The organism is Kitasatospora sp. GP82 (assembly GCF_029892105.1).
Classification (GTDB): Bacteria; Actinomycetota; Actinomycetes; order Streptomycetales; family Streptomycetaceae; genus Kitasatospora.
The window spans coordinates 24,125-47,340 of sequence record NZ_JARZAJ010000031.1 but is presented as its reverse complement, the minus strand read 5'-3'; the positions used below and the strand labels follow the sequence as shown (position 1 = coordinate 47,340).

Annotated in this window: 19 protein-coding genes; 10 read left to right on the top strand and 9 right to left on the bottom strand. The window is 72.6% G+C overall.

The genetic code is table 11. The features are described from left to right. Positions 1-53 precede the first annotated feature (53 nt). The 3 genes from P3T39_RS27120 to P3T39_RS27110 form a co-directional block, all read right to left on the bottom strand. Positions 54-872, bottom strand: a complete 819-nt coding sequence (locus P3T39_RS27120) for an ABC transporter ATP-binding protein (protein WP_280701578.1) — start codon at positions 870-872, stop codon at positions 54-56. Between the two features lie 92 nt (positions 873-964). Further along, a complete protein-coding gene (locus P3T39_RS27115; protein WP_280701577.1) occupies positions 965-1,993 on the bottom strand; it encodes an iron chelate uptake ABC transporter family permease subunit in 1,029 nt (342 codons plus the stop codon). Continuing rightward, complete coding sequence (locus P3T39_RS27110) at positions 1,990-2,952, bottom strand: iron chelate uptake ABC transporter family permease subunit (protein ID WP_280701610.1); 963 nt, start codon at positions 2,950-2,952, stop codon at positions 1,990-1,992. The genes P3T39_RS27115 and P3T39_RS27110 overlap by 4 nt, the downstream gene beginning before the upstream one ends. Before the next feature lie 281 nt (positions 2,953-3,233). Between P3T39_RS27110 and P3T39_RS27105 the strand changes: the two genes are divergently transcribed. From P3T39_RS27105 to P3T39_RS27060, 10 genes are all read left to right on the top strand, one after another. Further along, positions 3,234-4,274, top strand: coding sequence for an ABC transporter substrate-binding protein (locus P3T39_RS27105; RefSeq protein ID WP_280701576.1), 1,041 nt, complete (start codon positions 3,234-3,236; stop codon positions 4,272-4,274). A gap of 17 nt (positions 4,275-4,291) precedes the next feature. Beyond that, the gene (locus P3T39_RS27100; protein WP_280701609.1) at positions 4,292-5,161 is read left to right on the top strand and encodes a siderophore-interacting protein; all 870 of its coding nucleotides are present in this window, start codon (positions 4,292-4,294) and stop codon (positions 5,159-5,161) included. Between the two features lie 114 nt (positions 5,162-5,275). Next, positions 5,276-6,835 (top strand): aspartate aminotransferase family protein, encoded by a 1,560-nt coding sequence (locus tag P3T39_RS27095; protein WP_280701575.1) that lies wholly within the window; start codon positions 5,276-5,278, stop codon positions 6,833-6,835. A 42-nt stretch (positions 6,836-6,877) separates the two neighbouring features. Then, complete coding sequence (locus P3T39_RS27090) at positions 6,878-8,176, top strand: SidA/IucD/PvdA family monooxygenase (protein WP_280701574.1); 1,299 nt, start codon at positions 6,878-6,880, stop codon at positions 8,174-8,176. A gap of 8 nt (positions 8,177-8,184) precedes the next feature. Beyond that, positions 8,185-8,772, top strand: a complete 588-nt coding sequence (locus P3T39_RS27085; RefSeq protein WP_280701573.1) for a GNAT family N-acetyltransferase — start codon at positions 8,185-8,187, stop codon at positions 8,770-8,772. Continuing rightward, positions 8,769-10,559 carry an IucA/IucC family siderophore biosynthesis protein gene (locus P3T39_RS27080; RefSeq protein WP_280701572.1) on the top strand — a complete coding sequence of 597 codons (1,791 nt, stop codon included), beginning with the start codon at positions 8,769-8,771 and terminating at the stop codon, positions 10,557-10,559. Before P3T39_RS27085 ends, P3T39_RS27080 begins: the two co-directional genes overlap by 4 nt. After that, positions 10,556-12,070, top strand: a complete 1,515-nt coding sequence (locus P3T39_RS27075) for an MFS transporter (protein WP_280701571.1) — start codon at positions 10,556-10,558, stop codon at positions 12,068-12,070. Before P3T39_RS27080 ends, P3T39_RS27075 begins: the two co-directional genes overlap by 4 nt. 431 nt (positions 12,071-12,501) lie before the next feature. After that, positions 12,502-14,559 carry a DUF4139 domain-containing protein gene (locus tag P3T39_RS27070; RefSeq protein ID WP_280701570.1) on the top strand — a complete coding sequence of 686 codons (2,058 nt, stop codon included), beginning with the start codon at positions 12,502-12,504 and terminating at the stop codon, positions 14,557-14,559. Positions 14,560-14,562: 3 nt separating this feature from the next. Then, entirely contained in the window at positions 14,563-16,137 is a 1,575-nt protein-coding gene (locus P3T39_RS27065) for a mucoidy inhibitor MuiA family protein (RefSeq protein ID WP_280701569.1), read from the top strand. 62 nt (positions 16,138-16,199) lie between these two features. Further along, positions 16,200-16,562 (top strand): DUF952 domain-containing protein, encoded by a 363-nt coding sequence (locus P3T39_RS27060; protein WP_280701568.1) that lies wholly within the window; start codon positions 16,200-16,202, stop codon positions 16,560-16,562. 234 nt (positions 16,563-16,796) lie between these two features. Here P3T39_RS27060 and P3T39_RS27055 read toward each other — a convergent pair whose 3' ends face one another. The 6 genes from P3T39_RS27055 to P3T39_RS27030 all read right to left on the bottom strand — a co-directional run bounded on the left by P3T39_RS27055 (position 16,797) and on the right by P3T39_RS27030 (position 23,141). Beyond that, entirely contained in the window at positions 16,797-17,777 is a 981-nt protein-coding gene (locus P3T39_RS27055) for a helix-turn-helix domain-containing protein (protein ID WP_280701567.1), read from the bottom strand. A gap of 235 nt (positions 17,778-18,012) precedes the next feature. Next, on the bottom strand, positions 18,013-19,458 hold the full coding sequence (locus tag P3T39_RS27050) for a pseudouridine synthase (protein WP_280701566.1): 1,446 nt from the start codon (positions 19,456-19,458) through the stop codon (positions 18,013-18,015). A gap of 55 nt (positions 19,459-19,513) precedes the next feature. Next, positions 19,514-20,125, bottom strand: a complete 612-nt coding sequence (gene scpB / locus P3T39_RS27045; protein ID WP_280701608.1) for an SMC-Scp complex subunit ScpB — start codon at positions 20,123-20,125, stop codon at positions 19,514-19,516. Between the two features lie 242 nt (positions 20,126-20,367). Further along, a complete protein-coding gene (locus tag P3T39_RS27040) occupies positions 20,368-21,276 on the bottom strand; it encodes a segregation/condensation protein A (RefSeq protein WP_280701565.1) in 909 nt (302 codons plus the stop codon). Positions 21,277-21,441: 165 nt separating this feature from the next. Continuing rightward, the gene (locus tag P3T39_RS27035; protein WP_280701564.1) at positions 21,442-21,972 is read right to left on the bottom strand and encodes a hypothetical protein; all 531 of its coding nucleotides are present in this window, start codon (positions 21,970-21,972) and stop codon (positions 21,442-21,444) included. After that, entirely contained in the window at positions 21,969-23,141 is a 1,173-nt protein-coding gene (locus P3T39_RS27030) for a ParA family protein (RefSeq protein ID WP_280701563.1), read from the bottom strand. The genes P3T39_RS27035 and P3T39_RS27030 overlap by 4 nt, the downstream gene beginning before the upstream one ends. Positions 23,142-23,216: the final 75 nt, after the last annotated feature.

The window sequence follows — 23,216 nt, the reverse complement described above, 5'->3', positions numbered from 1 at the left end:
CAGGACGGAAAGTCAGGACGGAAACCGGGACGGAAACCGGATCAGGGACCGGTTCACGCCCGGGCGGTGGCGACCGCGCGCTGCCGGGCGGCTGGGACGACGAGGGGCGTGCCCGTCTCCGGGTCCTCGATCACCCGGCACGGCAGCCGGAAGACCTCCTGCACCAGCTCCGCGGTCACGATGTCCTTCGGCGCTCCGGCCGCCACCACCCGCCCGTCGCGCATCGCGATCAGGTGGGTGGCGTAGCGGGCGGCGTGGTTCAGGTCGTGCAGGACGGCCACCAGCGTGCGGCCCTGCTCCTCGTGCAGGCGCGCGCAGAGGTCCAGGATCTCGATCTGGTGGGCGATGTCGAGGTAGGTCGTCGGCTCGTCCAGGAGCAGCAGCGGCGTCTCCTGGGCGAGGGCCATGGCGATCCACACGCGTTGGCGCTGGCCGCCCGAGAGTTCGTCGACCATCCGGTCCGCGAGCTCGGCGACGCCGGTCGCCGCCATGGACTCCTCGACGACGCGCTCGTCCTCGGGCGACCACTGGCGCAGCAGGCCCTGGTGCGGGTAGCGCCCGCGCGCGACGAGCTCACAGACCGTGATGCCCTCGGGTGCGACGGACGACTGCGGCAGCAGGCCCAGGGTCCTGGCGACCTGCTTGGCGGGGATGCCGGTGATGTCCCGTCCGTCCAGCAGCACCGACCCGGCGGCCGGCCTCAGGGTGCGCGACAGGGCGCGCAGCAGGGTGGACTTGCCGCAGGCGTTGGGGCCGACGACGACCGTGAAGGACTGGTCCGGGATGGCGACGGTCAGGCCCTCGGCGATGGTCCGCTGCTCGTACCGGAGGGTCAGTTCACTGCCGCTCAGGCGTGATCCGCCGTGTTCCATGGTCGGTACTCCGTTCCCGTGCTTGTGCTGCTTGCTGGGGTTTCCGTGCGCGCATGGACCCCCCGGGGACCGGGGGGAGGTCCTTGGGCCGCTCAAATCCGGCCTGCCCTGCGCTCGGTGGCGAGCAGCCAGATCAGATAGCCGCCGCCGAGGACGCCCGTCAGCACGCCGACGGGGAGCTGGTGTCCGGTGAACAGCTGCTGTGCGGCCCAGTCGGCGGTGACCAGCAGGGCCGCGCCCGTGCACATCGAGGGGAGCAGGTTCGGCCCGGGTGCCCTGGTCAGCCGCTTGGCCAGCTGGGGTGCGGTGAGCGCCACGAAGGACACCGGGCCGGCGGCGGCGGCCGCGAGGGAGGCGAGCAGTACCGCCGCCGCCAGCAGGACCAGGCGCAGCCGTTCGACCCGGATGCCCAGGGCGCCGGCGGCCTCGTCCCCCATCTCGATCATCTGCAGGGCCCGTCCGCAGCCGAGGAGTACGACGGGGGCGATCACCGCCATGGCGATGAGCAGCGGCAGGGCGTCCTGCCAGCCCCGGCCGTCGAGGCTTCCCGTGAGCCAGAGCACGGCCCGGGCCGCGTCCATCAGCTGGGCCTTCGTCAGCAGGTAGCCGTTGATGCCGGTGAGGATGGCGGCGGCACCGATGCCGACCATCACGAGACGGTGGCCGTGGACGCCGTTGCGCCAGGCCAGGGCGTAGATCGCGGCACCGGTGACGATGCCGCCGACGACCGCACCGCAGGCCAGGGCCAGACTGCTGCCCCCGGTGACGACCACGAGCAGGGCGCCGACCGACGCGCCCTGGGTGAAGCCGAGGATGTCGGGGCTGCCCAGCGGGTTGCGCACCAGTGTCTGGAAGAGCGCGCCGGCCAGCGCCAGGGCGGCGCCGACGAGCAGGGCGGTGACCAGCCGGGGCAGCCGGAGTTCGTTGACGATGAAGTCCTCGGCCGGGGAGCCGTTGCCCAGCAGGGTGCTCAGCACGTCGGACGGGCTCATCGGGTAGTCGCCGCTGCCGATCGAGAGCACGCCCACGGCGAGCGCCAGCAGGATGCATCCCGCTCCCACGAGGAGCGCCCTCGGCCGGTAGCGGATCGAGCGGCCTCCGGCAAAACGTATGACACTCATACTCGCGCCACCCTGCCCCGTCGTGCGAAGTACAGGAAGAACGGTCCGCCCAGCACCGCCGTCACGACCCCGACCAGCAGTTCGCCGGGCCGGGCCAGCACCCGGCCGAGCACGTCCGCGCCGAGCAGCAGGACGGGAGCGAGGACCGCGCAGTAGGGGAGCATCCAGCGCAGGTCGGGACCGGTGAGGGCGCGCACCAGGTGAGGCACCATCAACCCGACGAAGACGATCGGCCCGCAGGCCGCGGTGGCCGCCCCGCACAGCAGGGTCACCGCCACGATGGCGGCCGCGCGGATCAGGGCGGGGCGGGCGCCCAGGGCCCGGGCCGAGTCGTCGCCGAGAGCCAGGGCGTTGAGCGGCCGGGCCAGCGCGAGGGCGATCAGCAGGCCGACCGCGACGAACGGCAGCACCTTGACCACCGTCGAGGGCTGCGCACTGGCCAGTGAACCGACCGTCCAGAAGCGCATCCTGTCGAGCGAGGAGGTGTCCAGCAGCATGACCGCGCTCACGTAGGAGTAGAGCGTGGCGTTGAGCGCGGCTCCGGCGAGGGCCAGCCGGGCCGGGGTGGCACCGCGTCCGCCGCCGACCGCGTAGACCAGCACCGAGACGCCCGCCGCCCCGGCCAGCGCGAACCACACATAGCCGTCGAAGGTGGCAACTCCGAGCAGGGAGGCCGCCGTTGCCACCGCTGCCGAGGCGCCCGCATTGATCCCCAGCAGTCCGGGGTCCGCGAGCGGGTTGCGGGTGAGCGCCTGCATCACGCCGCCGGCCAGGCCGAGCGCCGCCCCGACGAGCAGCCCGAGCAGGGTCCGGGGCAGCCGCATCCGGTGCACCACGGTGTAGGCCGGGGAGTCGCCGTCGAGGAGCCCGTGCCAGACCTCGCCGAGTGAGAGCTGCCTGGCTCCGACCCCGATGCTGAGCGCCAGGACGGCGAGCAGCACCAGCACGGAGCCCGCCAGACCGGCGGCCCGCCAGGCGTTGCGGGCGCCGGGCGGCCGCCCGCGGGCTGGCTGCGGGAGCGTCGAAGCCCCTTGGGCCGGTGGTGACTTGGTGACAGACACGGGCGGGCTCCGGTTCGGGTGGGATTGGCTGCGAGGACCCACTGGACAAGAACTTAGGTTAGGTTAACCTACCGTTACTTAGGTAAGGTTAACCTACAGGTCACCGCGGGCCCGCTGACCTCCCCTCAACTGCGCCTCCCCCGACCGCACCTCCCCTCCACTGCGAGAAAGACACCGCTATGCCGCACTTCAGAACCGCCAACCTCTCCCGTCGCGGGCTGCTCGCCGCAGGCGGTGTCACCGCTCTCGGTGCCGTGCTCGCCGCCTGTGGAGGAAGCAGCGGTTCGAAGTCCGCCTCCGCCACGGAGGGCGGCGGCAGCGGCGGCCCCTGGTCGTTCACCGACGACCGGAAGAAGGAGGTCACCGCCAAGACCGCTCCGTCGCGGATCGTCGCCTTCACCGGCACCGCGGCGGCCCTGGTCGACTTCGGCGTCGACCGGCAGATCGTCGGCGTCTTCGGCGAGACCAGACTGGGGGACGGCAGGCCCGATCCGCAGGCCGGCGACCTCGATGTCGACAAGGTGACGATCCTCGGCAATGTCTGGGGCGAGTTCAGCGTCGAGAAGTACGCGGCGCTCAACCCCCAGCTGCTGGTGACCCACATGTACACCCCCGACGCGCTCTGGTACGTGCCGGACGAGAGCAGGGACAAGATCCTCCGGCTCGCCCCGAGCGTGGCCATCACCACCGCCCGGGTTCCGATCACCCAGCCGATCGAGCACTACGCCAAGCTGGCCGAGTCCCTCGGCGCCGATCCGAAGGCCAAGAAGGTCACCGACGCCAAGGCCAGGTTCGAGGCCGCCGCCGAGAGCGTGCGCCGGGCGGCCAGGGCGAGCGGCGGGATCAAGGTCATGGCCGCCTCCGGCAGCGCCGACCTGTTCTACGTGTCGAACCCGAAGGTCAGCACCGACCTGATGTACTTCGCCGAGCTGGGCGTCGACTTCGTCGTCCCGACCAAGCTGGAGGCCGGCGACTACTTCGAGAGCCTCAGCTGGGAGAACGCCGGGAAGTACGGCGCCGACCTGATCCTGCTCGACAACCGCGGCGCCGCCCTGCAACCCGGGGACCTCGCCGCCAAGCCCGCCTGGACCCAGCTGCCCGCCGTCAGGGCGAACCAGATCACCCCGTGGAACTCCGTCCCCCGGTTCTCCTACGCGGGCGCGGCACCGCTGCTGGAGAACCTCGCCAAGGCCGTCCAGAGCGCCAAGAAGGTCCTGTGACGACCGAACCCGCCGCCATGGCCGTCCAGTTCCGCTTCTTCGAGGCGCACGTCGTCCGGACGCTGCGCCTCGGTCCGAGCATGGTCCGAGTCACCTTCGGCGGCGAGCAGTTGAAGGACTTCGCCGGCGGCGGCCGGGACCAGAGCTTCTCACTGTTCCTGCCGCACCCCGGCCAGAGTGCGCCGGTCCTGCCCACCGAGGCCGGTGAGGGCTGGTTCCACGAGTGGCGGGCCCTGCCCCCCGAGGTACGGGCCGTCATGCGCTCGTACACCGTCCGCGCGCAGGACCGCGAACGGGCGGAGGTGGACGTGGACTTCGCCCTGCACGGCACCCAGGCACCGGCCGCGTCCGCGGCGGCAGGCCCGGCCGCCCGCTGGGCCGCCGCCGCCGGGCCAGGCGACCGGGTGGTCCTGCTCGGCCCGGCCGTCGAGGGCAACAGGAGCGTCGGCTTCCGTCCGCCGCCCGACGCGGACTGGCTGCTGATCGCCGGGGACGAGACCGCGCTGCCCGCCATCGGCGGGATCATGGACTGGCTGCCGGCCGGGGTGCGGGCCAGGGTCTGGATCGAAGTCCCGCACGCGGAGGACATCCAGGACCTGCCGAGCGCAGCCGAAGCCGAGATCACCTGGCTGGTGCGGGACAGCGCCAGACGCCCCGTCAGCGGCCCGCTGCTGGAGGCCGTCCGCGCGGCCGAGCTGCCCGGGGGCACACCGTACGCCTGGATCGCGGGCGAGTCGGGAGCGGTGAAGGCGCTGCGCCGCCATCTGGTCCGCGAGCGCGGGTTCGACCGCAAGTCCGTGGAGTTCTCGGGCTACTGGCGCCTGGGCGCCTCCGAGGAGGACCTTCGCGCCGAGGCGCTGTCCGGCCGCGCCTCCGAAGACAGCTGAGCCGACCCGACGGCCCGCCCTTCCGCAGGGCGGGCCGTCACTTTTCCCCGCGAGCTTAGGTTAGGCTAACCTTAGTTAGACACTTCGTCCGCGACTGTTGAGGACTGACTGAGCATGAGTTTCCAGGGGCACACCGCCGAGCTCCCGTCGACAGGCACCACGGCCGAGGCGTCAGGCGCACGAGCGCACCTGTTCAACGACCTCACGGTGGACACCTACCGGCGCTCCCTGAGCGAGGGAGTCGACCGGGTCGCCGCCCGGATCGCCCGCACCGAGCGGCCGTTCAGCGGGATATCCCCCGACCTGCTGGCCCCCGAGATATCCGGTATCGACCTGGAGCGGCCGCTGGGCGACCCCGCCGCCGCCCTGGACGAGCTGGAGGAGATCTACCTCCGCGACGCCGTCTACTTCCACCACCCCCGCTACCTGGCACACCTCAACTGCCCGGTGGTGATCCCGGCCCTGCTCGGCGAGGCGGTCCTCACCGCGATCAACTCCTCACTGGACACCTGGGACCAGAGCGCGGGCGGCACCCTCATCGAGCGCCGCCTGATCGACTGGACCGCCGAGCGGATCGGCCTCGGCCCCGGCGCCGACGGCGTGTTCACCAGTGGTGGCAGCCAGTCCAACTTCCAGGCCCTGCTGCTCGCCCGCGAGGAGACCTGCGCCCTCGCCGCGGCCGACTCCCCGGCTCCGCTCACCAGAGCGGACATCCTGCCCCGGCTGCGCATCCTCGCCTCCGAGGCCGGCCACTTCAGCGTCCAGAAGTCGGCCAAGATGCTAGGCCTCGGCATGGACGCCGTCATCACCGTGGAGACCGACCGGGGCCGCCGGATGCGGACGGACGCGCTGGCCCGCGAGCTCGAACGCTGCCAGGAGGAGGGCCTGTTGGTGATGGCGGTGGTCGCCACGGCCGGGACCACCGACTTCGGCACCATCGACCCGCTGCCCCAGATCGCCGACCTCGCCGCCCTGTTCGGCACCTGGCTGCACGTGGACGCCGCGTACGGCTGCGGGCTGCTGGCCTCCCTCACCGGTCGCCATCTGCTGGACGGCATCGAGCGGGCGGACTCGGTCACCGTGGACTACCACAAGTCCTTCTTCCAGCCGGTCTCCTCCAGCGCCGTACTGGTCCGCGACGCCGCCGTCCTGCGCCACGCGACCTACTACGCCGACTACCTCAACCCGGTCCGGATGGCCGAGCGGCGCATCCCCAACCAGGTCGACAAGAGCATCCAGACCACCCGCCGCTTCGACGCGCTCAAACTCTGGCTGACGCTGCGCATCATGGGCGCGGACGCGATCGGCGAGCTCTTCGACGAGGTGGTCGACCGTGCCGCCGCGGCCTGGGAACTGCTCGATCAGGACCCGCGCTTCGAAGTCGTCACCAAGTCCCAGCTGAGCACCGTCGTCTTCCGCTACCTCCCCCCGGCGGGAGAGGGCCGCAAGCTGGCCGACGACGCCAACCTGTACGCCCGCGAGGCACTGGCCGCCTCCGGTGCGGCCGTCGTGGCAGGGACGAAGGTCGACGGCCGGCACTACCTGAAGTTCACCCTGCTCAACCCGGAGACCTCGCTGGACGACATCGCGCACGTCCTCGACCTCCTCGCCGGGCACGCCGACCGGTACCTCAGGGAGAAGACCGCCTCCGAGCTCTGCCGCCGCGCCGGCTGAACGCCCACACCCCTCGCCACCCCCTGCACCGGAGAAGAACGCATGTCCACCCATGACTTCATCGCGATCGGTCTGGGCCCCTACAACCTGGGCCTCGCCTGTCTGACCGATCCGATCGAGGACCTCGACGGCCTGTTCCTGGAGAGCAAGCCGGACTTCGACTGGCACCCCGGGATGCTGCTCGAATCCGCCACGCTCCAGACGCCGTTCATGGCCGACCTGGTCACGCTGGCCGACCCGACCTCGCCCTACTCCTTCCTCAACTACCTGAAGGAGTCCGGGCGGCTGTACCCGTTCTACATCCGCGAGATGTTCTACCCGGTGCGCAGCGAGTACAACGAGTACTGCCGCTGGGCCGCCGCCAGGCTGCGCAGTGTCCGCTTCGGCCACGAGGTGACCTCGGTGGAGTACGACGAGAGCCGGGGCCGCTACACCGTCCGCGCCGTCGAGGTTGCGACCGGCGAGAGCACCGAGCACCACGCCCGGCACCTGGTCCTCGGCACCGGCACCCCGCCGTACCTCCCCGAGACCTGTGACGGCCTGGACGGTGACTTCCTGCACAACTCCGGTTATCTGGCGGGCAAGGCGGCCCTCCAGGCCAAGGAGAGCATCACCGTCGTCGGCAGCGGCCAGAGCGCGGCCGAGATCTACTACGACCTGCTGGCCGAGACCGACGTCCACGGCTACCGGCTCAACTGGGTGACCAGGTCCCCGCGGTTCTTCCCGCTGGAGTACACCAAGCTCACCCTGGAGATGACCTCCCCCGAGTACGTGGACTACTTCCACGCCCTGCCCGAGGACACCCGCTACCGGCTGGAGGCCGAGCAGAAGGGCCTGTTCAAGGGCATCGACGCGGAGCTGATCAACGGCATCTTCGACCTGCTCTACCAGAAGAGCATCAAGGGCCCCGTCCCCACCCGTCTGATGACCAACACCGCGCTCACCGAGGCCTCGTACGACGAGACCAGTGGCACGTACACGCTCGGGCTGCACCACACGGAGCAGCAGCGGGACTTCTCGCTCAGCACCCAGGGCCTGGTGCTGGCCACCGGCTACCGCTACCGGACCCCTGCCTTCCTGGAGCCGGTCCGCGACCGCATCCGCTGGGACCGGCACGGGCGCTTCGACGTCGCCCGCAACTACAGCATCGACACCACAGGGCGCGGGATCTTCCTCCAGAACGCGGGCACCCACACCCACAGCATCACCTCGCCCGACCTGGGCATGGGCCCCTACCGCAACTCCTGGATCATCCGCGAGCTGACCGGCCGCGAGGTCTACCCGGTCGAGAAGTCCATCGCCTTCCAGGAGTTCGGCGCGCCGGAAGGCATGGTCGCATGAGTGCTCGTATGAGTGAGAGCGTCTTCACCCGTACCGACGAGCAGCTCGGCGAGTTCGCCCTCCGTCCGCTCGACCCGGCCACCGACGCCGGACTGCTGCACGGCTGGGTGACCCACCCCAAGGCGACGTACTGGATGATGCAGGGCCTCGATGTGGCGCAGGTCGCCGACGAGTACCGCAAGATCGTCGATCACCCCCACCACGACGCCTTCATCGGCTCGGTCGACGGCAACCCCGCCTTCCTGTTGGAGCGTTACGACCCTGCGAGGGTCGAGCTCGTGGGCCTGTACGACCCCGAGGAGGGCGACGTCGGCATGCACTTCCTGTGCGCGCCGGCCGACACCCCGCGCCACGGTTTCACCCGGGCCGTGATCACCACCGTGATGGCCTTCCTCTTCGAGGCCCCGGCGGTCCGGCGGGTCGTGGTCGAGCCCGATGTGCGCAACACGGCCGTCCACGCGCTGAACGCGGCCGTCGGCTTCGAGGTGCTCGGCCCGATCGCCAAGCCCGAGAAGGAAGCGCTGCTGAGCGTCTGCACCCGCGAGCAGTTCGTGAATACCACCGGTGCTGCCGCCGTCCGAGGAGTGACCGTATGACCCCGCTCGAAGCCGTCGCCCATCTGACGCCGGAGCACTGGGCCCGCGCCAACCGGCTGCTGGTCCGCAAGGCGCTCGCCGAGTTCTCCCACGAGCGGCTGCTCACCCCCGAGCCGCTCAATGACGGCCGCTACGCCGTGCGCAGCGACGACGGCGCGGTGGAGTACCGCTTCGCCGCCCGCCTGCTCTCCCTGGACCACTGGCAGATCGACGCCGACAGCATCACCCGCCACCGCGGCGAGGACGAACTCCCGCTGGACGCCATCGACTTCTGCATCGAGCTGCGCGAGGCACTGGGGCTGAGCGAGCAGATCCTCCCGGTCTACCTGGAGGAGATCAGCTCCACCCTGGCCGGCAGCGCCTACAAGCTCGCCAAGCCGCAGCTCCCGGCCGCCGAGCTCGCCAGGGCCGACTTCCAGGCGATCGAGACCGGGATGACCGAGGGCCACCCGGGCTTCGTCGCCAACAACGGCCGGATCGGCTTCGGCGTGCACGAGTACCACCGGTACGCGCCGGAGGCCGCGAGCCCCGTCCGGCTGATCTGGCTGGCCGCCCTGCGCGAGCACTCCACCTTCACCTCCTGCTCCGACCTCGACTACGACGGCCTGATCCAGCAGGAGCTGGGCGAGCAGGTCCTGGGCCGCTTCGCGGACACCTTGTCCGGGCTCGGCCTCGACCTCGCCGACTACCACCTCATCCCCGTCCACCCCTGGCAGTGGTGGAACAAGCTGTCGGTGACCTTCGCCGCCGAGGTCGCCCAGCAGCGGCTGGTCTGCCTCGGCCCCGGCGACGACGAGTACCTGGCGCAGCAGTCGATCCGTACCTTCTTCAACACCAGCGCGCCGTCCAAGCACTATGTGAAGACGGCCCTGTCGGTGCTCAACATGGGCTTCATGCGCGGACTTTCGGCCGCCTACATGGAGGCCACCCCGGCGATCAACGACTGGCTCGCCCGCCTCGTCGCGGGCGACGAGGTCCTGAGGGCCAGCCGTCTGTCGATCATCCGCGAGCGGGCCGCCATCGGCTACCACCACCGCCAGTACGAGGCCGCCACCGGCCGGTACTCCCCGTACCGCAAGATGCTCGCCGCGCTCTGGCGCGAGAGCCCCGTTTCCACCCTGGAGCCGGGACGGCGCCTGGCCACCATGGCCTCGCTGCTGCACACCGACCACGAGGGCCGTTCGCTGGCGGCCGCGTTGATCGAACAGTCGGGCCTGGCCCCCGAGGTGTGGCTGCGGCGCTACCTGGACGCCTATCTGACGCCGCTGCTGCACAGCTTCTACGCCTACGACCTGGCCTTCATGCCGCACGGCGAGAACGTCGTCATGGTCCTCGACGGCGGCACGGTCGAGCGGGTGATCTTCAAGGACATCGCCGAGGAGATCGTCGTGATGGACCCGCACGCGGTGCTGCCGCCCGAGGTCCGGCGCATCAGGGCGGAGGTCCCCGAGCACATGAAGCTCCTGTCGATCTTCACCGATGTCTTCGACTGCTTCTTCCGGTATTTCAACGCCATCCTGGTGAGCGAGGGCGTCCTCGACGAGGATGCCTTCTGGCGGACGGTCGCCGAGTGCGTGTCCGACTACCGCGCCTCGGTGCCGCACCTGGCCGAGAAGTTCGACCGGTACGACCCGTTCGCCGAGGAGTTCGCGCTCTCCTGCCTCAACCGGCTGCAACTGCGCAACAACCAGCAGATGGTCGACCTGGCGGACCCGTCCGGCGCCCTCCAGCTGGTCGGCACCCTGAAGAACCCCGTCGCGCGCTTCGCCCCGAAGCCGAAGCCGTGACGGTCACCACCGGGATCGCCACCGGGGCGGGGGGCACGACCAGGCTCCCCACCCGGTGGCTGATCCTCGCGGTGATCTGTCTCGCCCAGCTCGCCGTGCTGCTCGACAACACCGTCCTGAACGTGGCGATCCCCTCCCTCAGCCGGGAGTTGGGCGCAGGCACCGCCGACATCCAGTGGATGATCAACGCGTACTCCCTCGTCCAGGCCGGCCTGCTGCTCGCCTCGGGCAGCGCCGCCGACCGCTACGGGCGCAGGAAGCTGCTGCTCGTCGGGCTCGCCCTGTTCGGCCTCGGCTCGCTGGCGGCCGGACTCGCCCACTCCACGGGTCAGTTGATCGCCGCGCGGGCGGGCATGGGCGTCGGCGGGGCACTGCTGCTGACCACCACCCTCGCCGTCGTCATCCAGATCTTCGACGCCGAGGAGCGGTCCAGGGCGATCGGCGTCTGGGCCGCCGCGAACGCCCTCGGCTACGCGGCGGGTCCGCCGATCGGCGGGGTGATGCTCGCCCACTTCTGGTGGGGAGCGCTCTTTCTGATCAACATCCCCGTCGTGCTGCTCGGCCTGCTCGCGGTCCGGGCCCTGGTGCCCGAGTCGAGGAACCAGGACGGCGGGCGGCCCGATCTGCTCGGCGCGCTGCTGTCCACCGTCGGCATGGCCGCGGTGGTCTACGCGATCATCTCCGGGCCCGAACACGGCTGGGGCTCCGCCCGAGTACTGCTCCCGGCCGTGGCCGGTGCGCTCGTCCTCGGCACCTTCGCCCGCTGGGAGCACCGGATCCAACACCCCATGCTGGACCTGCACTTCTTCCGCGACCGACGGTTCGTCGGCGCGGTCGCCGGGGTGGTCCTGATCACCTTCGGCAGCTCGGGCGTGCTCTTCCTGCTCACCCAGCAGCTGCAGTTCGTCCGCGGCTACTCACCGCTGGAGGCGGGCCTGCGGATGGCGCCGTTCGCGCTCACCGTCGTCCTCCTCAACTTCGCCGGGATCTCCGCGCGGCTGTTGCGACGGCTGGGCACACCGCCGGCCATCGCCGCAGGGATGGGCCTGCTGGCGGGCGGCTTCGGAGTCGTCGCCGTCTTCACCTCGGACGGCTACGGGGTCCTGCTGCTCGGGCTCGTACTGATGGGCGCGGGCTGCGCACTCGCCAACCCGGCGATCGTGGAAGCGGTCATGAGCGCGATCCCGCCCGACAAGGCCGGTGCCGGTGCCGGGGTGGACGGCACCATGGCCGAGGTCGGCGGCAGCCTCGGCGTCGCCGTCCTGGGCGCCGTCATGAACGCCCGCTTCACCGCACTGCTGCCGGCGGCCGCCGTCGGCGCCGGCTCGCTCCCGGCCGCCCTGGCCGCGGCTCCCACCGAGGCCGACCGGGCGGGGGTCGTGGACGCCTTCGCCGCCGGGATCGAGACCAGCCAACTGGTCGGCGCCGCGGCCGTCCTGCTCGGCGGCTGCGTCACGGCGCTGCTGCTGCGCAGGGCCGACCGGCGCGATGCGGCCGAGCAGGACAGCTGACCGGCTGACCGGCTGACCGGCTGACCGGCTGACCGGCTGACCGGCTGACCGGCTGACCGCACGCTGGGCCGACCCGACGTCCGGTGACCTCTCCGGCAACGGGTACCGGGCCGAACGGGCCCCCGTGATCCGCCGCGGGGGCCCGCGGCCATGTGGAGTCCGAACACCGCAGGTACCGTCCGATCCTCGCCCCCCGCTCTCGCGCACCGCCGAACGGCGCGCTTCGCCCCGGCGGCCCGGCCGACCACGGACCCAGGGTCCACACCGCTCGACGGCGCGCGGACGAAATCCACTGACACCCGGGCAGCACCGGTGCAGACTGGGCGCCCGGGGGACGGTACGGACGAAGGGTGGGCGGGGTGGCGGCTGAGGCGGCAGGGCATGAGGGACGGGGCCCGGCAGGGAGCTGGAGCTCGGTACTCGAATCGGTCGTGGTCTACGCATCCGGCGCGCTCTGCCTGCGCCGGGCCCGCGGCACCGTACCGCCGGACGGCCGGGTGCGGCTGGCGGGGCTGCCGCGCACCCTGGACGGCGCCTCGCTGCGCGCCAAGGTGGCCGGGCAGAGCGACTGGCGGGTCACCGAAGCGCGGCTTGAGACAGTCGCCGAGCTGCGCGGCCCCGAGCAACTGCCCCGGCTGCGCCGCGAGGTCGAACAGGCCGAGGACGCACTGGACGCAGCCCGCGAGCGGCACTCCCGCCGGCTCTCCCGGATAGCGGAGATCGCCGCACTGCGCGCCGTCCCGCCCGTCCGGACGGGCGAGGAGCCGCACCGCCGTACACCTGCCGATGCCTGGCTGGAGCTGGCGGACTTCGTGGACGAACGCCTCGCCACCCTGCACACCCGGGCCCGGGAGCTCGCCGAGGAGGTCCGCCGGGCCGAACACACGCTCTCCGTCGCCCTCGAACGGCTCGCCCGGGCCTCCACCGCCGAGCCCGCCCACCCGGTGGAGACCAGCGCCGTCGCCGCGCTCACCCTCACCGGGAGCGGCACCGAACGCGAGGTGGAGATCGAGCTCGAGTACGGCGTGCCCGGCGCGGTCTGGGTGCCCTCGTACCGGCTGAACCACCGTCAGGACGACGCCGCCGGAGCCCTGGTGCTGCGCGCCTCCGTCCTCCAGCTCACCGGCGAGGACTGGACGGGCGTCCGCCTGGCGCTCTCCACCGCCGACCTGGCCCGCCGCACCGAACTGCCACAGCTGCGTTCGATCCGGATCGGCCGCCGCCAGAGCGCCCCCGCCCCCTCGGGATGGCGGGCGGCCCCGACCGGGCTGTCCGACCTCTTCACCGGATACGACGCTGCGGGCCCGCCCCCGCAGCCGCACCGCAGCCGGACCTTCGGCGGCCCGGCCACCGGCGCGGTCCAGGCCGCCCCCGCACCGCGCGGCCCGCTGGCCCCCGCCGCCGGCGGGCCGTTCGACGTACCCGACGACCTCCCCGGCTACGCCGTCCGGGCGCAACCCCGGGAGCCCGCCGCTCCCGTCGCGTACGGGGCCGCCGCGCCCCAAGCCCCCGCACTCGGCGGCGCCTTCCCCGGTGCGCCGGGTGCACCTGGCGCACCCGGCGCACCCGGCGCACCCGCGCCCGCAGCGGCCCCGCGCATGCGGATGGCCGCCGCCCCGCCTCCGGCCGCCGTCCCGGCCGCCGAGCCCGAGCACCCCCATCCCGCCGCCCGGTGGCTCGACTACGCCGCGCTCACCCTGCACGGCCCCGACCAGCCCCCGGCCCGCCGTGGCCAGCTGCTCCCCTCCCCCGCGGCCTCCCCTCCCACCGACCACGGCCCCGGCCTGCGCGCCGCGGAGCAGGCCGCCGCGCAGCCACTGCCACCGCACGCGGTACGCCCGCGCGAGTCGGCCGGCTCCTTCGACCACCGCTACGACGCCGCCGCCCCCGTGGACCTCCCGTCCGCACCCGGCTGGCACACCGTCACCGTCACGGAGCTCCCGGTCAGCCTGCACCAGGAGTACGTCTGCGTCCCCTCCGTCGAGGAGACCGTCTACCGCACCCTGGTGCTGGGCAACCCCACCGCCGAACCGCTGCTCGCCGGCCCGGTCGAGGTGACCGTGGACGGCGAGTTCCTGCTCACCGCCGCGCTGCCCACCCTCGCGCCCGGCGGCACCCGCCGGGTCGGTCTGGGCGTGGCGGAGGGTATCCGGGTCGCCCGCCGCTCCGAACTGCGCGAGTCCACGGCCGGCATGCTGAACGGCACCACCGTGCTCGACCACCGCGTCCATGTGGAGCTGGCCAACCGGCTCGGCCACCCGGTCACCGTCGAAGTGCGCGAACGCGTCCCGGTCACCGCCGACGCCGACATCCGGATCGAGGAACGGCCCGGCTGGACGGCACCCGCCGACCCCTCGGACACCTACCCGCCGAGCACCCGTCTGTGGCGGGTGGAGCTGCCCGCCAACGGCACGGCCGAGCTGGACGGCGGCTACGAGATCCGCATCCCGGCCGGCAAGGCCGTCCTCGGCGGAAACCGGAGGAACTGACCCATGACCACCACCCCGCCCGCCACAACCTCCCCGGTCCTTCCGCTCCCGGTCACGGCCGTGACCTGTCTGGAGGACCGCGCCCTCGTCGAGCGCACCACCGCCCTCGACCTGCACCGGGGCGTGCAGCGCCTGCGCCTCGGCCCGATCACCGCGCTCGCCGTCGACCGCTCCCTGCGCGCCGAACTGACGACACCTCGGGCCAGGGTCCTGGACGCCCGGATCCTCCGTTCCTGGACCCCGCGCGCCCCGCTCCCGCCCACCGGGGCCGACTCCGAGCTGCGCCACCGCGTCCACGCGCTGGAGCAGGAGCAGCTCACCGCGGACGGCCGCCGCAGCCGTCTGGAGGCCCGGCTGGCCCTGCTCGCCCAGCTCGCCGCCGACCTGCTGCGCGAGATCGGCGAGGGCGCGGGCCACGGCGAGATCGAACGGGCCCGCTGGACGCGCGAACTGGACCGGGTGGACGCCGAGCGCGAGTCGTACGGCGAGCAGCTGCGCACCGTACGGGCCCGGCTGCGTGCTGTCGAGGACGAGCTGCGGCAGGCCCAGCGGGCGCTGGACGAGGCCGAGGAGGAGCCCGCCGAGCTGCTCGGGTACGTGGAGCTGACGGTCGAGGCCACCGAGCCGGGACCGCACGGACTGACCCTCTCCCACCTCGCCCCGTGCGCACTGTGGCGCCCGGCGTACCGGGCGACGCTCACCGGCGGCAGTCTGCTGCTGGAGACGGAGGCGATGGTCTGGCAGCGCACCGGCGAGGACTGGTCGCAGGTCCGGCTCACCCTCTCCACCGCCCGGTCCGCGCTGGCGGGCGAGCCGCCGCGCCTGGTCGAGGACGTGCTGTCGCTGCGCGAGAAGTCCGCCGAGGAGCGTCGCACGGTGGAGGTCGAGCTGCGCGAGGAGGAGATCGGCAGCACCGGACCGGCGGACGTGGACGTCCTGCCCGGTGTGGACGACGGCGGCGAGGTGCGCACCCTGCGCGCCCCCGGACCGGCCTCCGTACCCGGCGACGGCCGCCCGCACCGGGTACCGCTCACCGCCTTCACCGTGCCCACGAGCAGCGAGTACGTCTGCGCACCCGAGCTCTCGCCGCTGGTCACCGAGGTGGTCAGGTTCCGCAACGACGCCGGGCACGCGCTGCTCGCGGGCCCGGTGGACCTGGTGCGGGGCAGCGGCTTCACCGGCCGGGCGGAGCTGGGCTTCACCGCCCCCGGCGCGTTCGCCGAACTCTCCTTCGGCAGCACGGACGGCTACCGGGTGGTCCGCGAGACCGAGGAGACCAGGGCCAGTACCGCCCTGGCCCAGCGCACGGTGCTGACCCGCACGGTCCGGCTGCACCTGTCCCGCTTCTCCGGCCCGCACGAGCACGAGGACCAGCGGATCGCCTTGCGCGAGCGGATCCCGGTCTCGGAGGTCTCGGCGGTCGAGGTACGGCTGCGCAAGGAGTCCTGCTCCCCCGCGCCGGACGCGCTGGACGCCGAGGGCATCGTCCGCTGGGACGTGACCCTGCCACCGGGCGGCCGACGGACCGTCACCCTGGTGTACGAGGTCTCGGCGGCGGCCAGGGTGGCCGGGATCTGACGGCAGCCGACCGACGACGCCCGTAACCGTCAACTCCGGTGCAAATACGGTAAAAAAGACACATGATCTACCACCTCTCGCCCCTTGACGACTGGCTCCGCGACCCAGGTCGGCCGTACGCCACCGCCTCCCTGCTGACCGACGGCTTCATCCACTGCTCGGCCGACGAGCAGACCGCACTGGCCGTCGCCAACGCCTTCTACCAGGACGCGCCGGAGCCGCTGATGGCCCTGCTGATCGAGGAGAGCCTGGTCGAGCCGATGGTGAAGTGGGAGGCCGCGCACGGCGCACCACCGCCCGGCGCGACCCCGGGGGTGCTCTTCCCGCACATCTACGGGCGGCTCAACCGGACGGCCGTGGTCGGCCTGGAGAAGCTGGAACGCGGCCCCGACGGCCGCTGGAGCAAACTCCTCCCCTGGAGCTGACCCCCACCACGCAACCGGACACCCCAGGGGGGCGCGAGGAACTGCGCGAAACGGAAGGCACTCCCGCCGCACGGTACTCCGCCGGGATCAGGCCGCACCGCCCCCGGAAGGGTCGCGAGGTGCCAGGTGGCCTCCGGGCCCGGCCGAACGTCTGCGCCTTCCGTTTTCGCGCAGTTCCCCGCGCCCCTGGGTAGTGCCCTCCGCCCCTCGGGGGGAACCCTCCGCGCCCGGGGCCTACAGCCAGCCGCGTTCCCGGGCCGCCATCCCGGCCTGGAACCTGGTGGTCGCGCCGAGCTGCCGCATCAGCGCCTGCAACCGCCGCTGGGTGGTCCGGGCACTCCAGCCGAGCGACCGGGCGATCGACTCGTCGGTGAGCCCGGCCGCGAGCAGGCCGAGCAGCTTGCGGTGGTCCTCCTCGGGCCCCGACCCCTCCGCCCCCGCGCCGATCGCCGCCTGGAGCGGGACGGCCCGGTCCCACTCCGCCTCGAAGAGCGCGTCCAGGGCCTGGAGCAGCGCGGACGGGTGGATCACGTACGCAGCGTCCAGGACGGCGTCGCCGACGCTGATCGGGATGATCGCCGTCCGGTCGTCGGCCATCATCATCTTCATCGGCAGCGTCGGGCGGACCTTGCACTCCTCGCCGTCCGAGACGCCGACCAGGATCTCCTTCTCCAGTCGGCCCGGCCAGGCCACGGCCTCCTTGTCGAAGACCGTACGGAAGCGCACCCCGGACTTGAGCCGCCGGCGCTGCCTGGGCAGGTTGGCCACCGGGTCCTGGATGTAGGGCGGGCAGTCGAAGCCGCGGACCTGGTACTGGGCGGTCTCGACCAGGTGCTCCAGCCGCTGGGCGATCGCCTCACCCCCGGTCAGCACCTCGACCGAGTGGGCGGGGTCGGTGAAGCGGCTGGCCTCCCGGAAGGCGTCCATCAGCCGGTGCATCTCGGCGCGGGCGCCACGCAGCTGGGCCTCGCGGTGTCCGATCAGGGTGCCGATGGCGACGTCGGGGGCGACCGCCAGGTAGCGCTCGCGATCGACCGGGGCGCGGGTCACCATGCCCTGCTCGGCCAGTCGGTCCAGGGCCGCCCGGCCCTGCTGAAGGGTCAGTCTGCACTGCTCGGCGAGATCCTCGGCGGTGGACTGGGGCGCGGCCACCAGGGCCGCGTACAGCTGTCCGTCCGGTCGGCCGAGACCGAGCACTCCGAATGCGTCGAGCACAACGTTCCTTCCCCCACGGCTCACCCCCGGGTGGCGCAGTCCCGCCACCCGGCCGGGCGCGAGTCGCTGGCAATCGTGCGCCACGGATCAAGGGGCTGACAAGCCGGGAGGAACCGGGTGCGGCCAGACTCACACGGCACCCCCGAAGCACAGCAGAGGGCCTCCCCGCCGATCGGCGGGGAGGCCCTCATCACCTGGTGCTACTGCCGGGTAGGGCACCCGGCGGCGCAGGTCCTTACAGACCGACCTCGCGCATCAGCTGACCGACCTCGGGGTTGGTCAGCCGGCGCAGCCAGCCCGACTTCTGGTCGCCCAGGGCGATCGGACCGAAGTGGGTCCGGACCAGCTTCTCGACCGGGAAGCCCGCCTCGGCGAGCATCCGGCGGACGATGTGCTTGCGGCCCTCGTGCAGGGTGACCTCGACCAGGTAGTTCTTGCCGACGTTCGAGACGACCTTGAAGCTGTCGGCGCGGGCGAAGCCGTCCTCCAGCTCGATGCCCTGCGCGAGCTGCTTGCCCAGGTCGCGCGGGATCGGGCCCTGGATGGCCGCCAGGTAGGTCTTGGTGACGCCGTAACGGGGGTGGGTGAGGCGGTGGGCCAGCTCACCGTGGTTGGTGAGCAGGATGATGCCCTCGGTCTCGGTGTCCAGCCGGCCGACGTGGAACAGCCGGGTCTCCCGGTTGGTCACGTAGTCGCCCAGGCACTGACGGCCGTCCGGGTCCTCCATGGTGGAGACGACACCGGCCGGCTTGTTGAGCGCGAAGAACAGGTACGACTGGGTGGCGACGGTCAGGCCGTCCACCTTGATCTCGTCCTTCTCCGGGTCCACCCGCTTGCCCTGCTCGCCGACCACGACGCCGTTGACCTGGACGCGGCCCTGCTCGATCAGCTCCTCGCAGGCGCGGCGGCTGCCGATACCGGCACGCGCCAGCACCTTCTGCAGACGCTCGCCCTCGGGCTCGCCGAAGGTCTTGGGGAGCTTCACGGCCGGCTTGTCGTGCCGGGCCAGCACCGCGTCCTCGATCCGGGCCTGCAGCTCGCGCGAGCGCTGCGGCTGACGGCGCGGGTCACCCGGGGCGCCCTGACCCTCACGGCGCGGCCGGGGGGCCGGCGAGGGGCGCCGGGAGGAGAAGCTGCTGCGGCCGGGCGTGGCGTTGGGGCCACCGCCGTACTCGGGCCGGTCGTACCTGCGCTCCTCCGGGCGCGGCTGACGGTCACGGTCCCGGCCACCGCCGGAGCCGCCACCCTGCCTGCGGTCGTCGCGGCCGTACGAGCCGCCGCCGCCCTGCCTGCGGTCATCACGACCGAAGGACGAGCCGCCACCCTGCCGACGGTCGTCGCGACCGTACGAGCCGCCGCCGCCCTGCCTGCGGTCGTCACGACCGAAGGACGAGCCGCCACCGCCGTACGAGCCGCCGTCGCGGCCGTAGCCGCCACCACGCGAGTCGGACGAGCCGCCGCGCGAGGGGGACGAGCCGCCGCGCGAGGGGGACGAGCCACCCCGCCCGCCGCCGCCCTGTCCGCCGCCCTGTCCGCCGCGGCCCTGGCTCCCGCCACCGCCACCGTAGGACGAACCGCCCCGGGAGCCGCCGTACGAGCCGCCCCGGCCCCCGCCCTGTCCGCCGCGGCCCTGGCTCCCGCCACCGCCGCTGCTGTTCCTGCCGTTGCCACTGCTACGCATCAAAAAGTCCGTACGTCGTCTCTGTCTTCGGGAGTGCAAGTCGTTTCGGCCGACCTCACTGCTCCCGACCGGCCTCGCCGCCTTCGCCCGCCGCACGTGCCGCGGCGACCGCCTCTGCGATCATCGTGCCTTCGAGGGACTCCGCTTCCACGTCGTCGACCTCGGGCAGGAATGGTGCCAGCTCCGGCAGCTCGTACAGGCCGCGCAGCCCCATCCGTTCAAGGAAGTAGTTCGTCGTCCGATACAGGATCGCACCTGTTTCGGGCTCGGACCCGGTCTCTTCCACCAGTCCTCGCTGTACCAGAGTACGCATCACGCCGTCACAGTTCACACCGCGTACCGCGGAGACCCGGCTTCGCGACACCGGTTGCCGGTATGCGACGACCGCCAGCGTCTCCAGTGCGGCCTGGGTGAGCCGGGACTGACGGCCGTCCAGGACGTAGCGCTCCACGGCGGGCGCGCACTCCGCCCTCGTGTAGAACCGCCAGCCTCCGGCCACCGACCTCAGGTCGAAACCCCGGCCCTGGGCCGCGTACTCGGCGGACAGCTCGTGCAGCGCGGCGGCCACCTCGGCGCGCGGGCGCTCCAGCACGTCGGCGAGGTGTGCCTCGGTGGCCGGCTCCTCCACCACCAGCAGGATCGCCTCCAGCGCCGCCCGCAGCGGCACACCGTCCCCGGTCTCCGGCTCGGGCTGCTCCCGGGTCTCCTCCCGGACGGCCGGCCGGGGCCCGTCGGCCTCCCACGGCTCCTCGCCCCCGGCGGACGCCCCCACAGGGGGCCCAGCAGGGCCACAGGCGGGCTCCCGCGGCTCGTAGGCTGGCTCCAGCCACTCCTGCGCCCGCGCCTGCCCGGGGACGCCCAGGGCCCGCCTGGGCGGCTTCGGGTGTCCGGGGCCGTCCGGCTGCTCCGTCATGACGCCTTGCCCTCCTCCGCAGTCCGCTGCCCGTCCGACTGCGCCCCCGGCGGACGGTCGAACTCGTCCGTGACCTCGATCGGCCGGTCCGTCCCGGCCACCCACCGCACCAGCAGCTCGCCGAGCGCCTCGGGCTGCTCGAAGTCCAGGGCCTTCTCCCGGTAGAGCTCCAGCAGCGCCAGGAAGCGGGCCACCACGACCAGGGCGTCGTCGGTGTCCGCCACCAGCTGGTCGAAGGTGGCCCACCCGAGCGCGGTCAGCCGGTCGACGATCACCCCCGCCTGCTCGCGCACGCTCACCGACGGGGTGTGGATGTGGTCCACGTACACCACCGGCTTCGGCCTGGGCGCCATCGCCCTCGCCGCCAGTTGCGCGAACCGCTCGGGACCGATTCCGATGACCACCTCGGGCAGCAGCTCGGCATGGTGCGGCTCCAGGCCGACCCCGCGCGCCCGCTGCCGCAGCTCCGACTCCCAGCGCTCGCCCAGAACGGCGGCCACCCGCTTGTACGCGCGGTACTGGAGCAGCCGGGCGAAGAGCAGGTCCCGGGCCTCCAGCAGGGCGAGGTCCTCTTCGTCCTCCACCTCGGCGGCGGGCAGCAGCCGGGCCGCCTTGAGATCCAGCAGGGTGGCCGCGACCACCAGGAACTCGGTCGCCGCGTCCAGGTCCCAGTCGGGGCCCATGGCCCGGATGTGGGCGACGAACTCGTCCGTGACCCTGGAGAGCGCCACCTCGGTGACATCGAGCCGGTGCTTGGCGATCAGGCTGAGCAGCAGGTCGAACGGACCCTCGAAGTTGTCCAGCCGCACCAGAAAACCCGTACGCGCGCCGGCGGCCCCGGCGGCCGGCTCTGCGGTCCCTGCGGGCGCTCGGGCGATCCCGGGGGGTTCAACGGTGGTCGGCATGACGGTCCATCTTCACCCGTACCGTCCGCTCACCCCGCCCGAGGGGCTCCGACACGCAGTGCACCTGCTCGGCCGTGCGCCGTCCCGGAGCCCCGCGCACCCGGACAGCGCACGGCCCGCATCCGCGGAAGTGCCCGCCGGGCCCGGCCGTACGACGCCGCGGCCTCAGCGGCCGCGCAGGCGCCGCACCAGGATGCTCGCCTCGCCGCGCTGCTCCAGGTCGGCCAGGACGACCGAGATCGCCTCCCGGACCACCCTGCCGCGGTCCACGGCCAGCCCGTGCTCGCCGCGCAGGACCAGGCGGGCGTGCTCCAGGTCCATGAGCTCCTCGGCGGAGACGTACACGGTGATCTTCTCGTCGTGCCGCTCGCGTCCGGTGGGCCGGCGGGTGCCCCGGCCACGGGGGCGGCCCCGCCGGGCGGCGGCCTCCCCCGGCTGCTCCTCGGCCGCGCCGGGCTGCGGGTACCGCCCGCCCGTCGGCTGGGGGATTGCCGCCGTGTTCCCGGCGGTGGGCTGTGACTGCTCGGGGCGGGCGGTGGGCGCCTCCCGAGGGACGTCCGCCGACCCTGCCCCGGTGCCGGGCTCGGCCGCGCGGGCGGTCTCCGGTCTGGGCGCCTCGGCCGGCCTCGCGAGGGAGGGCGAGAGCGCCATCCCGCCCGTGGTCCGGAAGAGCTCGTCGGCACCCGGGAGACTCACTCGGCGGGGCGGCACCGGTCGAGCACCTCCCTGGCGAGCTGACGGTAGGCGGCGGCGCCGACCGAGTTGGTGGCGTACGTGGTGATCGGCTCACCGGCGACGGTGGTCTCCGGGAAGCGCACGGTCCGGCCGATCACGGTGTGGAAGACGTGCTCGCCGAACGCCTCGACCACCCGGGCCAGCACCTCGCGGCTGTGCACGGTGCGCGAGTCGTACATGGTGGCCAGGATGCCGTCCAGGCGCAGCTCGGGGTTGAGCCGCTCGCAGACCTTCTCGATGGTCTCGGTGAGCAGCGCGACACCGCGCAGTGCGAAGAACTCGCACTCCAGCGGGACGATCACGCTGTGAGCCGCCGTCAGGGCATTGACCGTCAGCAGGCCCAGTGAGGGCTGGCAGTCGATGATGACGTAGTCGTAGTCGGGCAGCAGCGGCTTCAACGCCCGTGCCAGCGCGGACTCTCGCGCGACCTCGCTGACCAGCTGCACCTCGGCGGCGGAGAGGTCGATGTTGGAGGGCAGCAGGTCCATACCGGGGATGGCGGTCTTCAGCAGCACCTCATCGGCCGTCAGGCCCCGCTCCATGAGCAGGTTGTAGACCGTGACGTCGAGTTCCATCGGGTTGACGCCCAGTCCGACGGAGAGCGCGCCCTGCGGGTCGAAGTCGACCAGCAGCACCCGGCGGCCGTACTCGGCGAGTGCGGCGCCCAGGTTGATGGTGGACGTCGTCTTGCCGACGCCGCCCTTCTGGTTGCACATCGCGATGATCTGCGCGGGGCCGTGTTCGGCGAGCGGCGCGGGGATCGGGAAGTAGGGCTGCGGACGGCCGGTGGGGCCGATCCGCTCACGGCGTTGGCGTGCTGCGTCAGGGGCCAAGGTGGCGGCGTACTCCGGGTCGGGTTCGTACTCGGCGTCCGGGTCGTCGTAGGAGCCGTAGGCGAAATCGCCGTAGACCAGGCCGTGGGCGGCCAGGTCGGCTTCGTAGTCGGCGACGGTGGTGGCGCCGGTGACGCCGGAGGTCTGGCGTGCCTCGAAAGTGCGGACCGCGACCGAGCCGACCTCTACCGATCCCACGGTGGCCTGCCGGGCCGCGAGGTCCTCGTTCGACTGTCCGGCGGCGTGCTCCGCCAGTCCTGGCTGACCACCCCCGGGAGCAAATGTCGACTCATTCACAAGTCGTCTTACCTCCTTGGGCATCCAGGACTCTATGTCGATTCGTCAGCGTGGCAGCATGCCGACGGTTTGCGA